Below are 15,130 nucleotides of genomic sequence, written 5' to 3'. Positions count from 1 at the left end.
CCATCGGTATCCGGGTTCAGCGGATCAAGGCCAGCTGCCTTCTCATCATCATTGGAAACCCCGTCGCCATCTGCATCAGGATCCTCTTCATTGATGATGCCGTCATCATCCTTATCACCCTTCGGACCATCCTCATCATCCTTATCGATGATATCCGGAATGCCATCACCGTCGGTATCGGTGGTCGCATCCGTGTCCGGGTCAGACTCCTCCTTGTTGGACTTGCCATCACCGTCAGCGTCCTCATCACCATCATTGGTGCCATCACCATCGGTATCCGGATTGTACGGATCAGTACCGGCAGCCTTCTCATCAGAGTTATTGACACCGTCACCATCGATATCCGGATCCTTAGAATCTGGGATTCCGTCACCATCGGTATCCGGATCTGCAATCATGCGCTCAGTCACGGTGAGCTTGAATTCATCCGTGGCATCCTTACCGTTCAAGGACGCCTTCACCTCAACATCATAAGAGGTCAGATCAGCATCCGCAGGAACAGTACCCTCAATGGCCTTGGTCTCCGGGTTGTACTTCAGGAAGTCAGGAAGACCAGTTACAGACACCTCAGAACCGTCAGTCGACTTGACCGGAATAGACACCTTTTCACCGCGCTGAACCTTGGTATCCCGGATTGCACCAACATTAACGTCGACTACGACGGTGACACTTACCTCAACGGTCTCCTTAGAATTATCCGGATAAGTAACCTCAACCGGAACAGTGATCTTGGAACCCGCCTTGGCATCCTTCGGAATCGGAACAGTGATCTTGCCAGTGGTCTCATCAACCTTTACACCAACCGGAGCATCCGCACCCGGAGCAAACTTAGTATCCTTCGGTGCCTCGGTCTCCTTACCTTCCTTGTCAGTAAAGGTCGGAGCAGGAACCGTCACATTATCGCCCGGCTTACCAGAACCATCCTTGTACTTAGGATCGAACTTATCCTTGTCCGCCTCAACAGGAGCATCCGGCTTCTCAACGGTGACAGTTACCTCAACGGTCTCCTTAGAATTATCCGGATAAGTAACCTCAACCGGAACAGTGATCTTGGAACCCGGCTCGGCATCCTTCGGAATCGGAACAGTGATCTTACCAGTGGTCTCATCAACCGTTACACCAACCGGAGCATCCGCACCCGGAGCAAACTTAGTGTCCTTCGGAGCCTCGGTCGCATTACCGTCCTTGCCAGTAAAGGTCGGAGCTGGAACCGTCACATCATCGCCCGGCTTACCAGAGCCATCCTTGTACTTAGGATCGAAAGATTCACTATCCTTCGAACCTGGTGCCTTCAGATCAAACTTCACAGGAACCTCACGCGATACTGGTTGAGCACCCTCAGCAGGGGTCCATGTGGCCTTTACGAGCACCTCGTTTTTACCTTCAACCTGTTTACCCGCAGGCCATGTAACTACGCCTGTCGAAGGATCGATCTTCAAGCCCAGTTTTTCAGCAACAGCAGGATCCGCGAACTCGAAGGTTGCACCTTGCGGCTTTTCTTCGACAACGTCAGTGTTCGGGTTGTCAAAAGACGGCTTGGCTTCAAGATCTTTTTCCTTGGCTGTGCCTGTGGTGTCGTCGTAACGAACGACGGTCGGGTCGGCTAGGAAAGAATCCGCCAGAAGCAGCGTGCCCGTGGGATTGCCCGAAGCATCGGCAGCGAATACCTGAGAAGAGTACACAGTCGGCTTGGAGAGATTCTTCGGGACCGTGAAGTCACAGGACTTCAACGCACCTAGCTCGTCAGCTTGAACAGTGCAAACCGTCTTATCAATTGGCTTACCGTCCGCAAACCACTGAATAGCATACGTCTGGTTAGGAACCAGACCGGCAGTCTTCGACTTGGCGGTATCACCAGGAGCTGCGGTGTGAGAAGCATTGTCGAAGTTGAAGACGTCATGATTTGGGCGCGGAGTCAGCAACGCGAAGTGCTGGACAGAAATGTTCGCTGACGCGAGCTCAATACCGAGGTTTCCGCCATGCGGGGGCTGGAACATGTTGTCCTGGTAATTACCCATCCATAGGTCGCGATTATCACCGACTACCGGATACAAGTACATATACTCCGTGTTGATGTGGCGGTGACGCTGGCCTACGGTGCCGTTCCACTGCATTAGGTTTCCGTGCGCTTCGTCTTCTTTGGAGACGAGCTTGCCCCATTCTTCGTCAGTGGTTCGGCCGCCCTTGTTGTAGCGGCCAATGCCATACAAACCAGCAAATGGAAGGTAGAAAGAACCGTCGTCTTTTACGTAAGCTACGCGAGACTCTGCGATATGGGAGCCTGTACCGTGCTCAGCTTGGTATTTCTCAACGATTTCCCCTTGGGCAACACGGAACTGTTCACGAGTGTAGTTCTTGTGGTCGTCCTTCCACTTGTCAAACTGACGTGCTACCTCATCGTTAACATAAGATCCGACGACTTTGACACCGGTAGCAGCTCGGTCTGAAGAACCCTTGAAGTATTGGTTTGCCAGGGAGCCCATGGACTCATTATTCTCCCACCAGACACTGCCACGAGCCGTGCCATAATTTCCACCTTCGGGCCACTTTTTATCGGTAGTCGGAGCTTCAGTCCAGTCCGCCTCAGGCTTCGCAAGCCAGTTGTCTACGTTCGGACGCTCTTGGAAAACAACCTTTGCCCCCACAATGCGATTAATGCCAGCCGTGAAATCCCAGCTCTCCCATTTACGAGTCAGACGATCATGGAAGCGACCGCTGTACATGTCGCCGCCGGCCGCCAAGGTGTACTTGTCCGGGTCTGGATTTTCTGCCCACGTGCGGACTTGAAACGCTCCATCCCCCGCCAACTGGAATTCAATAGGGTTACCCAGGCCGTCTTTTGGAGGATTAGACAAGTCGAAGACAAACTTGCCTTCAGAATCTGAGGTGGTGTAGTAGATGGGCGAAACTTGGCCCTTGCCATTGATGTACTGCAAGAAAACCTTGACACCAGGCATAGCCTCGTCAGGTTCATTCTGCGCTTCCGGCCCTGAGTCGCGATCCAAATAGACCGTACCCTGGTACCCCCGCTTTTGACCCCAGGTACCATCCGCTTTAATAGCAGTCGCTTCCGAAGTGCCTCGCGGATCAACACTGCGATCCTGCGCAGGTGCTGCGTCCTGAGCAACAGCAACCGGCGTAGCAGCCGGATTCACAACTGGATGGACAAATGGAGCCACGAGAGCCACAGAGAGAGCAGCGGCAGCGATGGAAGTGCCGCGACGGCGAGTCACGCCGCTAAAGCTTTTCATATTCATGAAACGCCTTCCTTATGAAAATTTAGAAACATCAGAGAACAGGTTCTCACCCTATAATCTGCAACTGGACGTACGGGAAGCTTAGTTTTAACTGAGTCCGCACTGTCCCCAACCTGAAACGCTATCGAATATCGCTGGGTAGCGCAACCGCTATCACCATTGAATACTGTTATCACTATCACCATTGAATACTGTTATCACTATCAATGACTAACAGTTTCTACATTCCGAAAGAGGGGGGATCTGCCTAGTCAGTGCACCTTGGTTTTCCACCTAGCTCGCATACGTGGCAAAACAGCTTAAGTTTATTCTTAGAAAGATACGCACCCTCTGTTAGCTTCGTCGTTTTCGCATAGAAAAAGCGTGTCTGGGGCTCAGACACGCTTTTTGTTGGGTCAGAAACTACGACGTTGCTGACCTCGCTTTTACCTAGAAGGTGAAGTCCTCATCCAACGGGACGGATGCGCCGGTGAACTCACCGAAGCCATCGTCGCCGTAGATGGAATCACCGTAGGTCGGGATCGAGTACGCAGCGTTGCGTGCGGCCTCGGTCGGCTTAACGGAGATGTTGCGGTAACGCGAGATACCGGTACCAGCTGGGATGAGCTTACCGATGATGACGTTCTCCTTCAGACCAATGAGCTGATCGGAGCGCTTGTTGATAGCGGCGTCGGTAAGCACGCGCGTGGTCTCCTGGAAGGAGGCCGCGGACAGCCAGGACTCGGTAGCCAGCGATGCCTTGGTGATACCCATGATCTCGGAGCGCAGCTGAGCTGGCTCGCCGCCCTCGGCAACCTGTGCGGCGTTGATCTGCTTGGCCTCGGAGAGGTCAACCAGAACGCCCGGCAGGTAATCGGTGGAACCAGAGTCAATGACGGTACCGCGACGCAGCATCTGGCGGATGATGATCTCGATGTGCTTATCGTGGATAGCAACACCCTGTGCACGGTAAACAGCCTGCACCTCGTCAATGAGGTGCTTCTCAACACCACGGCGGCCGAGGACCTCAAGCACATCGTGCGGGTCAGCAGCACCACGCATCAGGCGCTCGCCAGTGGTGACGTGGTCGCCATCACGGAGGGAACGCTCGATCATTGCGTCCGGGTTGGACTCCATCGGGCGGCGGACCTGTGCCAGGCCCTGACGCTTCGACAGCTTCTCGTAAACCACGTTGTCCGAACCGTCGTCCGGAGTAATGGTCAGGGTCCAGAAGTTGCCCTCATCCGACAGGGACACGGTGCCGTCGACGGAAGCGATCGGCGCACGGTTCTTCGGGTTACGAGCCTCGAAGAGCTCCTGAACACGTGGCAGACCACCGGTAATATCGCCACCGACACCACCCTGGTGGAACGTACGCATGGTCAGCTGGGTACCCGGCTCACCAATGGACTGCGCAGCCACAATGCCGACTGCCTCGCCGATATCGACGAGCTTGCCGGAGGCCATGGACTTGCCGTAGCACTTCGCACAAACGCCGGCTGGGGTCTGGCAGGTCAGCACGGAGCGAACCTTAATCTCGGTAACACCAGCGCGCAGGATCTCTGCGGTGAGCGCCTCGGTCAGGTCGCTGCCAGCCTCAGCAACAACGGTGCCGTCCTCAGCCTTGACGTCAGAAGCGACAACGCGGCCGGAAGCGGAGGTTTCCCACAGCTCATCGAATACCGGGGTGCCGTTAACCAGCTCGCCCAACGGAACGCGGACGCCCTGGCGGGTGCCACAATCCTCTTCGCGGACGATGACGTCCTGTGCCACGTCGACGAGACGACGGGTGAGGTAGCCGGAGTCCGCGGTACGCAGTGCGGTATCGGCCAGGCCCTTACGGGAACCGTGCGAGTTGTTGAAGTACTCCAAGACCGACAGACCCTCACGGAAGGAGGTCTTAATCGGACGGGTGATGTAGTCACCCTTGGAGTTCACGACCATGCCCTTCATACCGGCCAGGGTCCAGATCTGACGCATGTTACCTGCTGCACCAGACTTAACGATCATCGGAATCGGGTTGTCATCCGGGTAGAGATCCTCGACTGCCTTACCAACGGTGTCGGTAGCGTCCTTCCAGAGCTCAACCAGGCGGTCGTAACGCTCACGCTCGGTAAGCGCACCCTGCTCCCAGTACTTGCGCTCGATGCGCTGTGCTTCCTTCTCGTAAGACTCGAGAACCTCGGTCTTGTTCGGAAGGACCAAAACGTCGTCCATGGTGATGGTCACGCCCGAGCGGGTTGCCCAGTAGAAACCGGCATCCTTCATCTTGTCCAGAACCTGGGCAACGGTGATCATCGGGTACTTAGCAGCGAGGTCGTTAATGACGTCACCGAGCAGTACGGAGTTCTTAGCCCCGCCCTTACGGACCATGACGCCCTCGAGGTACGGGTAGTTCCAAGGCAGCAAGTCGTTGAACATGATGCGGCCAAGGGTGGTCTCAGCCATCCATGCCTGGCCCTTCTGCCAACCATCAGGGAACTGCTCAGCCTCAACTTCTGCCGGCGGACGCAGGTGGGAGATGCGGACCTTGATCGGGGCCTGCAGGCCCAGAACGCCGCGGTCGCGAGCCATGATGGCCTCAGCGTAGGAGGAGTAAACGCCGGTAGCCGGACCGTTCTCGGTGGCCTCGGTGTAGCGACCCTCGCCGCCGATCTCGCTCTCCGCCTTGTCCATGGTCAGGTAGTAAAGACCGGTAACCATGTCCAGGCGCGGCATAGCCAGTGGCTTACCGGATGCCGGGGAAAGAATGTTGTTGGAAGCGAGCATGAGGACACGAGCCTCTGCCTGCGCCTCGGCGGACAGCGGCAGGTGAACTGCCATCTGGTCGCCGTCGAAGTCAGCGTTGAACGCCTCACAAGCCAGCGGGTGCAGCTGAATTGCCTTACCCTCAACGAGCTTCGGCTCGAATGCCTGGATACCCAGACGGTGCAGGGTAGGTGCACGGTTCAGCATCACTGGGTGCTCGGAAATAGCCTCTTCCAGAACGTCCCACACCTCAGGGCGCTGGCGCTCAACCATGCGCTTAGCGGACTTGATGTTCTGTGCGTAGTCATTTTCCACCAGACGCTTCATGACGAATGGCTTGAACAGCTCGAGAGCCATAAGCTTCGGCAAACCACACTCGTGGAGCTTCAGCTGCGGACCGACGATAATAACGGAACGGCCGGAGTAGTCAACACGCTTACCCAGCAGGTTCTGACGGAAACGACCCTGCTTACCCTTGAGCAAGTCAGACAGGGACTTCAGCGGGCGGTTGCCCGGTCCGGTGACCGGACGGCCGCGACGGCCGTTGTCGAAGAGGGCGTCAACAGACTCCTGCAGCATGCGCTTCTCGTTGTTCACGATGATCTCAGGAGCACCGAGATCGATCATGCGCTTGAGGCGGTTGTTGCGGTTGATAACGCGGCGGTAGAGATCGTTCAGGTCGGAGGTAGCAAAGCGGCCACCGTCCAGCTGAACCATCGGGCGCAGCTCTGGCGGGATAACCGGAATGGCATCCAGGACCATGCCAGCCGGATCGTTACCGGAGCGCAGAAAGGCTGCTACGACCTTCAGGCGCTTCAGCGCGCGCATCTTCTTCTGGCCCTTGCCATTGTTGATGATTTCCTTGAGCTCTTCAGCCTCGGCCTCGAGATCGAAGCTGCGGATGAGGGTCTGGATAGCCTCGGCACCCATGCCGCCGGTGAAGTAATCCTCGTAGCGGTCGATGAGCTCTTCGTAGATGGTCTCGTCGATGATCATCTGCTTTGGAGCGAGCTTGAGGAAGGTGTTCCAAATCTCGTCCAGGCGTGCGACCTCGCGCTCGCCGCGCTCGCGGATGTGCTGCATCTCCTTGTCGGCAGCGTTCTGCACCTTGCGGCGTGCGTCAGCCTTTGCGCCAGCAGCCTCCAGCTCAGCCAGATCCTGCTCGAGCTTTGCAGCGCGCTCTGCGATCTCTGCCTCGGTGTCATCCTCAACGTCCTTCTTCTCCAGAAGCATCTCTGCTTCCAGGGTGGACTGGTCGTTGTGGCGAGCCTCTTCATCAACAGAGGTGATGATGTTGGCAGCGAAGTAGATGATGCGCTCCAGGTCCTTCGGAGCAAGGTCCAGAAGGTAACCCAGGCGGGAAGGAACGCCCTTGAAGTACCAGATGTGGGTTACCGGAGCGGCGAGCTCGATGTGGCCCATGCGCTCACGGCGAACCTTGGACTTGGTGACCTCGACGCCGCAGCGCTCACAGATGATGCCCTTGTAGCGGACGCGCTTGTACTTACCACAAGCACACTCCCAGTCACGGGTAGGACCGAAGATGCGCTCGCAGAAGAGGCCGTCCTTCTCCGGCTTCAGGGTGCGGTAGTTGATGGTCTCAGGCTTCTTAACCTCGCCCTTAGACCAACGGCGAATGTCATCGGCAGTGGCCAGACCGATGCGGAGCTCGTCGAAGAGATTTACGTCAAACACGTAATGTCTCCCTTTCATCCCCACGAATAATGCGGGGAACGTTGATGGCTTTTAAAAATTCTTATGCGGTGTGCCCGCCGCCCCATCGGACGGCGGACCAGAAAGCTCTAGTCTCTTGGCTCTTAAGTCTTAGGCGATGTCAGCGTCGGAACGCTCGTCGCGAGACAGGTTGATGCCCAGCGATGGACTATCCATGTCGTCATCGTCAGAGCCAGACAGCTCCATCGGGGTGCCGTCGGTGGAGAGGACCTCCACGTTCAGACACAGCGACTGCAGCTCCTTGAGGAGAACCTTGAAGGACTCCGGGATGCCTGGATCCGGGATGTTGTCGCCCTTCACGATTGCCTCGTAGACCTTGACACGGCCGACGACGTCGTCGGACTTGATGGTCAGGAGCTCCTGCAGGGTGTAGGCAGCGCCGTATGCCTGCATTGCCCACACCTCCATCTCACCGAAGCGCTGGCCACCGAACTGTGCCTTACCGCCCAGCGGCTGCTGGGTAATCATGGAGTAAGGACCAGTGGAGCGAGCGTGAATCTTCTCGTCAACCAGGTGGTGCAGCTTAAGCATGTACATGTAGCCGACGGAAACCGGGTACTTGTACGGCTCACCAGAGCGGCCGTCGAAAAGCTGTGCCTTACCGTGCTCGTCAACCATGACGTCGCCGTCGCGGTTCGGGCGAGAGGATGCCAGCAGGCGACCAATCTCTTCGTTGGAAGCACCGTCGAACACTGGGGTTGCGGTCAGGGAACCAGCCGGGACGTCGTAAAGCTCTTCCGGCAGGGTCTTGAGCAGCTCAGCGTTAGCGGGGTCATCAACGTCGACCTTCCAGCCGGCGTGTGCCAGCCAGCCGAGGTGCACCTCGAGAACCTGGCCGATGTTCATACGACGCGGAACACCGTGGGTGTTCAGGATGACGTCAACTGGAGTGCCGTCAGCCATAAATGGCATGTCCTCTGGAGGCAGGATCTTGCCCACGACGCCCTTGTTACCGTGGCGGCCAGCGAGCTTGTCGCCGTCCTGGATCTTGCGCTTCTGAGCGACGTAAACGCGGATCATCTCGTTGACGCCCGGTGCCAGATCGTCGTCGTCTTCGCGAGAGAAGCGCGCTACGCCGATGACCTTGCCGTTCTCACCGTGAGGAACCTTCATGGAGGTATCGCGAACCTCGCGAGCCTTCTCACCGAAGATGGCGCGCAGCAAGCGCTCTTCCGGGGTCAGCTCGGTCTCACCCTTCGGGGTGACCTTACCGACGAGGATGTCGCCTGCGCGAACGTCAGCACCAATGCGAACGATGCCTCGCTCATCCAGGTCGCGCAGAACATCGTCAGAGACGTTCGGGATCTCGCGGGTAATTTCCTCCGGGCCCAGCTTGGTATCGCGAGCATCGATCTCGTGTTCCTCGATGTGGATGGAGGTCAAGATATCCTCTTCCACGATGCGCTGGTTCAGGATGATTGCATCCTCATAGTTGTGGCCCTCCCACGGCATAAACGCGACCAGCAGGTTACGGCCGAGGGACATCTCACCGTTGTGGGTACCTGGGCCGTCAGCCAGAACCTGGCCGGCCTCGACGCGCTGACCAAGCTCAACAAGCGGGGTCTGGTTGTAGTTGGTGCCCTGGTTGGTGCGCTCGAACTTACGCAGCATGTAGGTGTCGCGCTGGCCCTCGTCATCCATGATGGTGATGAGGTCAGCGGTGACATTTTCTACAACACCAGCCTTCGGGGTGATGATGAGGTCGCCGGCGTCGTAAGCCGCGCGCTGCTCCATACCGGTACCAACAAAAGGTGCCTCGGAACGAACCAGCGGCACAGCCTGGCGCTGCATGTTCGCACCCATCAGCGCACGGTTAGCATCGTCGTGCTCCAAGAACGGAATCATGGCGGTTGCCACGGAAACCATCTGGCGCGGGGAAACGTCAACGTAATCGACGCCGGAAGCGTCGGTAACTCCGATGTCGCCGTCCTTCAAACGGACCTCGATACGCTCGCCGATGATGGTGCCATCAGCATCTTTCTCGAGCTCAGCCTGTGCAATAGCGAACTTGTCTTCCTCATCCGCGGTGAGGTACTCGACCTGGTCGGTGACCTTGCCGTCAACAACCTTGCGGTACGGGGTCTCGATGAAGCCAAAGGCGTTCACGCGAGCGTAAGAAGCCAGGGAGCCGATCAGACCAATGTTCGGACCCTCAGGAGTCTCAATCGGGCACATACGGCCGTAGTGAGAAGCGTGAACGTCTCGGACCTCAATGCCGGCGCGCTCACGGGACAGACCGCCTGGGCCCAGTGCGGACAGGCGGCGCTTGTGGGTCAGACCAGACAGGGAGTTGTTGTGGTCCATGAACTGGGACAGCTGCGAGGTACCAAAGAACTCGCGAATGGCGGCAGAAACCGGACGCACGTTAATCAGCGAGGTCGGGGTGATGGACTCAGCATCCTGGGTGGTCATGCGCTCACGCACAACGCGCTCCATACGGGACAGACCAACGCGGATCTGGTTCTGGATGAGCTCGCCCACGGTACGCAGACGACGGTTACCGAAGTGGTCGATATCGTCAGTGTGGATCGCGATGGTCTCACCGTTAGGTGCGATCATCTCGCGCTCGCCGACGTGGAGGCGAACCAGGTACTCGAGGGTGACAGCGATGTCTTCTTCGGTGAGGGTCATGAGACCGTCGTGGTCGCCGCCCAGACCCAGCTTGCGATTGACCTTGTAGCGGCCCACCTTTGCGAGGTCGTAGCGCTTTGCGCGGAAGAAGGAGTTGTCCAGCAGGGACTGAGCGAGCTCGCGGGTCGGCTGCTCGCCTGGGCGCTGCTTGCGGTAGATCTCCAGCAGAGCCTCGTCGGTGTTTGCAACGCCGTCGGACTCGAGGGTGGACATCATGAGCTCAGAGAAGCCGAAGCGATCCTTGATCTGCTGCTCGGACCAACCAAGGGCCTTGAGCAGAACGGTCACCGGCTGGCGGCGCTTACGGTCAATTCGGACGCCGACGGTGTCGCGCTTGTCGACGTCGAATTCCAGCCATGCACCGCGGGAAGGAATGACCTTCACGGAGTGCAGCGGACGCTCGGTGGACTTATCGATGGTCTGATCGAAGTAGACGCCCGGGGAGCGAACCAGCTGGGAAACGACAACACGCTCGGTGCCGTTGACGATGAACGTACCCTTGTCGGTCATCATCGGGAAGTCGCCGATGAAGACGGTCTGAGACTTAATCTCCTGGGTGTCGTTGTTGATAAACTCTGCGGTCACGTACAGCGGCGCGGAGTAGTTAATGTCTTTTTCCTTGCACTCGTCGACGGTGTTCTTCACCGGCTCAAAGCGAGGCTCCGACAGGGACAGGGACATATTGCCCGAGTAGTCCTGAATCGGAGAGAGTTCCTCAAGGATGTCCTCAAGGCCGCTGGTGACGCGAGCCTCTGGACCGCGCTCGGCTTGCTCACGTTCACGCCACTCAGGCGTGCCGATCAGCCATGCGAAGGAATCGAGTTGTAGATCAAGGAGGCCCGGGACGGCGATCGGCTCGCTGATTTTGGCGAACGAGTATCGCTTCGGGGCTCCAGGGATATTGGCCACTGACTTGGTCTGGCGGGAGACTGCCAAGATGGGTCCTTCCAGCACCTCACGCGGATTGCCTCCTCGCCCTGGCCGACGAGGTGCAAAACCGCTGGTAATTTTAGCATTCGGTCTGCTGTGGAATTTCTGGGTTCAGAAAGCACAAAATCACCTTGTCAAGTCGGTTTTGCCATCACCTACTTGAAAGGCTAAATGTGCACTGAAGATCCAGATTCCAGCGCAACGATATAGCTTATATGAAAACTCTCACCATGTAAAGGCTGAATTTTGCGTGTCGTTACCCGCGGCGACGCGAGAAAGCACCCAGCGATCCAATCAGACCGATCAGTGCCAAGAGCGCTCCAAGGCCCAAGCTGCCCCAGCGGACAGCATTACCGACTGCCGGCTTCGGGAACTTTGCGGCCTCCGCTAGGAATGCTGAGCGATCCTCTTCGGAAGTCTTGCCCTCGAACATGAACTGAGTCTCGCGGCCCGCACCAGTGCGGTCGCCCCAATAGTCATCGATGGCCACGTCCATTCCTACCACCAAGCCGGTCGCTTGATCCACGTAGAAGTCGCGTGTCGCCTTGTGAAACAGGTATCCCTGCTCAGTGGAGTCGTCCTCGTTGCGGAAAATGGTCGTGGTCTGCCCTGGGTACAGAGTTGCGAGATTAGTTGGCTCTACTTCTTGGTGAAAGCGATATACAGTACGGCCGTCGATGTCCATCTCCTCTTCAAAGACGGCGTCGGCCGCCTTGCGCAAGTACGGGTCGAAGACTGGGTAGGTCGTCTGCTCAGTCGAGGCTGGGAACTTCATCCAGTTGCCGTCCACCGTGACCTTCGCCGTGGGGCTGCCGAGGGTGTGCGTAAGGGTGGCGTCGTCAAGCGCCTGCCCGCTTAAGCGATCCATGGGGTAGCTCCACACCCGGGCCATGCTCAAGTCTGCGAGCTCACCGCTGTCCCCGCGCATAGCGGACTCGCCGATGCGTACGGTGACCTTCTCATCGTCTGAAGGGTCCTGCATTTCCATGTTGAGCTGATAGGTCATGGGCCCTTCGTAGGCGCTGGTCCCCTCTCCGGTGACCACTTGCGACTTGGCGGAGTCATCGGTGAGCGTCCACGTGGTCTTCTCGAGGTCCAGCGGCAGGCGCGGTTCGAAGTCGAGGAACCTCGGTGCCGCGAGTCCGGCGGCGATCAACGCAACGCCGAGGCCGAGCAACAGGACGGAAAAGATACGGGATTTGGGCAGCATGGTGGCTTATTCTACAGGCCGGGGTCGCCTGCTTTGGAATTCGCGCGCGGGTCTGGATGGGTAAAGTGCAAAGCCTCCTAAAACGGGAACAACCCCGCCTCCCAAAAAGGGAAACGGGGTCGTAGCAAGCTAAATTACTTGAGCTCGACGGAAGCGCCAGCCTCTTCGAGCTTAGCCTTTGCAGCCTCAGCGTCGTCCTTGGAAGCGCCCTCGAGGATAGCCTTAGGTGCGCCCTCAACGAGCTCCTTAGCTTCCTTCAGGCCCAGGCCGGAAACGATCTCGCGAACAGCCTTGATGACGCCGATCTTCTTTGCGCCAGCGTCGGTCAGAACGACGTCGAACTCGGTCTTCTCTTCCTCAGCAGCGCCACCAGCAGCCGGTGCGCCTGCAGCTGCAACTGCAACCGGAGCAGCAGCCTCAACGTCGAAGACCTCTTCGAATTCCTTAACGAACTCAGAGAGTTCGATGAGGGTCATTTCCTTGAAAGCTTCAATGAGCTCGTCCTTGGTGAGCTTAGCCATGATGGCCATCCTTTCTTTTGGGCCAGTTTCTGACCCAGATTGTTGTGTTTTAGTTTGTGCGCCTTATGCGGCGACTTTAAGCTTCGGCAGCCTTCTTGTCCTGCAGGGCCGCAGCAGTGCGGACCATCTTGGTTGCAGGAGCGTTGAATACGGCCGCAGCCTTTGCCATAGAACCCTTCATAGCGCCAGCCAGCTTTGCGAGAGTGGTCTCGCGGTTGTCCAGCTCGGCAATGGCAGCAACCTGCTCTGCGGTAAGAGCGTTGCCGTCCATGTAGCCGCCCTTGACGACGAATGCCTTGTTGTCATCAGCGAACTTCTTGATGACCTTAGCGGCATCCACTGCCTCGCCCTTGATGAACGCAATAGCGGTCGGGCCAGTCAGCTTGTCGTCAAGACCTTCGATGCCAGCCTCGTTAGCGGCGATCTTGAAGAGGGTGTTCTTGGCGACGGAGTACTCAACGTCAAAGCCGAGGTTGTTACGCAGCTCCTGGAGCTGGGAAACGGTCAGGCCGCGGTACTCGGTCAGCACGATGGACTCAGCGCCAGCGAGCTTCTCCTTGAGCTCCGCGAGATCTGCGGTGTTCTTCGGGTTTGCCATGTTCTACTTCGCCTCCTTTCGAAACATCTCTGTAAATTTCCGTCGAGACATCTTCAATAAAAAATGCCCCGTGCAAGAGCACAGGGCGCGCGGCATAAGAAAATGCCGCGATTAATCGCAAAGTGTCTCCTGCGTGGGCCGCCCCATTGAGTTGGGAACCTTCGATCCGTTTCCGGATGACCGACGGTCTTCGGTGAAACTTGGTCAGACTTCTCGTCTGTTCAAACTTCGTTGGGTACTTTACTTCCGCGCTGCTCAAAAACCAAATTGCAGCCTTCACTTAAGCTTGCCACCATGACCACTCTGTATTGGATTCGCGATGATCTACGCCTGCACGACAACCCCGCGCTCACGTGGGCGGCTTCCCGCGGCGAGGTGATCGCCTGCGTCTTAGATGAGCCCGCATACCCGGGCAGCCGCCCACTGGGCAGCGCGACTGCATGGTGGAGGGAGCGTTCTCTTTCCCGTCTAGCAGCTAACCTTGCTTCCTATAACGTGCCGTTGTACAGACTAAACGGCGACGCACGCTCGGTACTTCCTGCCTTCGCCGCCAGCCACAAGGTCTCGGCGGTGTGCTGGAACCGGCGCTATCATCTATCGACAATCGACGCCACCGCCAAAGACACCCTCCTCGCTCAAGGCCTTGAGGCCCACTCGTTTGCTGCCCATTGCCTGGTAGAGCCACACGCCGTTAAACCCTTTAAGGTCTACAGCGCTTTCGCACGCGCTGCCCGTGCCGTTCTGCAAGACACCATGCAGCCGGCACTCGGGGTCCCAGACCTCCACGGCCCCGGTGCTATCGCCTGGGAGGAGCTCCCCTCGCCCGGCTGAGCCGCGTCTTTGGCGGAATACTGGACGCCCGGCGAAAAGCCGCCCGCGACAGACTCGCATCGCTTGATCTCTCTGACTACGACAAAGGCCGCGACTTCCCCGCACGCCCAGCCACCTCGCGGCTTTCACCCCACCTGCGTTGGGGCGAGGTTTCCGCACGAGAAGTCTGGCAATTTGCAAGTGCGCTGCCGACAGACGCCTCAAGCTTTCACTCTGAGCTGCTCTGGCGCGACTTCGCCTGGCATCGCCTCTACCACGTGCCAGACCTCGCGACGGAACCTGTGCGAGACAAGTTCCGGAACTTCGATTGGTATTGGGACGGCGGCGGAATCGACACCTCTGAAAGGGACCCGCGCCCGCATCCCCTGCCGGAACTAGAAGCTTGGCGCACGGGTGAGACCGGCATCCCGCTTGTCGACGCCGGCATGCGCGAGCTCTGGCAGACCGGCTACATGCACAACCACGTGCGCATGGTCGTTGGCTCGTTCCTGACGAAGAACCTCGGCATCCACTGGCGTCACGGCGAGGAGTGGTTTCGGGACAGGGCCCGACCCCCGGAAAGTGGACACGTCGGGGGTCGGGCCCCACCATCGAATCCAAGTCTTTGGCCATTTCACTAACTTGTGACTTCGATAGGTTTGTGATGCCGAGAGTGGCGACCAGGTCGTTCATTCTGCGGGTAGACACGCCC

At 57.9% G+C, this 15,130-nt stretch carries 8 protein-coding genes and 1 pseudogene; 2 read left to right on the top strand and 7 right to left on the bottom strand.

Going from position 1 to position 15,130, the window contains the following annotated elements; genetic code table 11:
* From HMPREF0308_RS00500 to rplJ, 6 genes are all read right to left on the bottom strand, one after another.
* The coding region (locus HMPREF0308_RS00500) for a YPDG domain-containing protein (RefSeq protein WP_005527704.1) at nucleotides 1-3,257 on the bottom strand (3,257 nt) is incomplete at its 3' end.
* A gap of 429 nt (nucleotides 3,258-3,686) precedes the next feature.
* Nucleotides 3,687-7,679 (bottom strand): DNA-directed RNA polymerase subunit beta', encoded by a 3,993-nt coding sequence (locus tag HMPREF0308_RS00495; RefSeq protein WP_034656504.1) that lies wholly within the window; start codon nucleotides 7,677-7,679, stop codon nucleotides 3,687-3,689.
* 129 nt (nucleotides 7,680-7,808) lie between these two features.
* The gene (gene rpoB / locus HMPREF0308_RS00490; RefSeq protein WP_005527702.1) at nucleotides 7,809-11,303 is read right to left on the bottom strand and encodes a DNA-directed RNA polymerase subunit beta; all 3,495 of its coding nucleotides are present in this window, start codon (nucleotides 11,301-11,303) and stop codon (nucleotides 7,809-7,811) included.
* A gap of 232 nt (nucleotides 11,304-11,535) precedes the next feature.
* Nucleotides 11,536-12,489 (bottom strand): cell envelope lipid trafficking protein PgfA, encoded by a 954-nt coding sequence (gene pgfA / locus HMPREF0308_RS00485; protein WP_005527700.1) that lies wholly within the window; start codon nucleotides 12,487-12,489, stop codon nucleotides 11,536-11,538.
* A 134-nt stretch (nucleotides 12,490-12,623) separates the two neighbouring features.
* A complete protein-coding gene (rplL, locus tag HMPREF0308_RS00480) occupies nucleotides 12,624-13,010 on the bottom strand; it encodes a 50S ribosomal protein L7/L12 (protein WP_034656606.1) in 387 nt (128 codons plus the stop codon).
* 76 nt (nucleotides 13,011-13,086) lie between these two features.
* Nucleotides 13,087-13,608 (bottom strand): 50S ribosomal protein L10, encoded by a 522-nt coding sequence (gene rplJ, locus HMPREF0308_RS00475; RefSeq protein WP_005527697.1) that lies wholly within the window; start codon nucleotides 13,606-13,608, stop codon nucleotides 13,087-13,089.
* 294 nt (nucleotides 13,609-13,902) lie between these two features.
* On the opposite strand from rplJ, the gene HMPREF0308_RS14110 reads away from it, so the two are divergent.
* Nucleotides 13,903-14,439, top strand: a complete 537-nt coding sequence (locus HMPREF0308_RS14110) for a deoxyribodipyrimidine photo-lyase (RefSeq protein WP_005527696.1) — start codon at nucleotides 13,903-13,905, stop codon at nucleotides 14,437-14,439.
* Nucleotides 14,440-14,696: 257 nt separating this feature from the next.
* Nucleotides 14,697-15,059 (top strand): FAD-binding domain-containing protein, encoded by a 363-nt coding sequence (locus tag HMPREF0308_RS14105; RefSeq protein WP_005527695.1) that lies wholly within the window; start codon nucleotides 14,697-14,699, stop codon nucleotides 15,057-15,059.
* Here HMPREF0308_RS14105 and HMPREF0308_RS13555 read toward each other — a convergent pair.
* Nucleotides 15,025-15,130: pseudogene (locus tag HMPREF0308_RS13555) on the bottom strand (transposase); the annotation flags it as partial. The gene HMPREF0308_RS14105 and the pseudogene HMPREF0308_RS13555 overlap by 35 nt on opposite strands.

Source organism: Corynebacterium striatum ATCC 6940 (genome assembly GCF_000159135.1).
GTDB classification, from domain to species: Bacteria; Actinomycetota; Actinomycetes; order Mycobacteriales; family Mycobacteriaceae; genus Corynebacterium; species Corynebacterium striatum.
The sequence above is the reverse complement of the archived record's forward strand: the minus strand, read 5'-3'. Positions and strand labels throughout refer to the sequence as shown.

What these genes read in the sequence shown, in the direction of transcription:
- rplJ (WP_005527697.1), bottom strand. Translation starts at nt 13,608, where the DNA reads ATGGCAAACCCGAAGAACACCGCAGATCTCGCGGAGCTCAAGGAGAAG.
- HMPREF0308_RS14110 (WP_005527696.1), top strand. Translation starts at nt 13,903, where the DNA reads ATGACCACTCTGTATTGGATTCGCGATGATCTACGCCTGCACGACAAC.
- pgfA (WP_005527700.1), bottom strand. Translation starts at nt 12,489, where the DNA reads ATGCTGCCCAAATCCCGTATCTTTTCCGTCCTGTTGCTCGGCCTCGGC.
- rplL (WP_034656606.1), bottom strand. Translation starts at nt 13,010, where the DNA reads ATGGCTAAGCTCACCAAGGACGAGCTCATTGAAGCTTTCAAGGAAATG.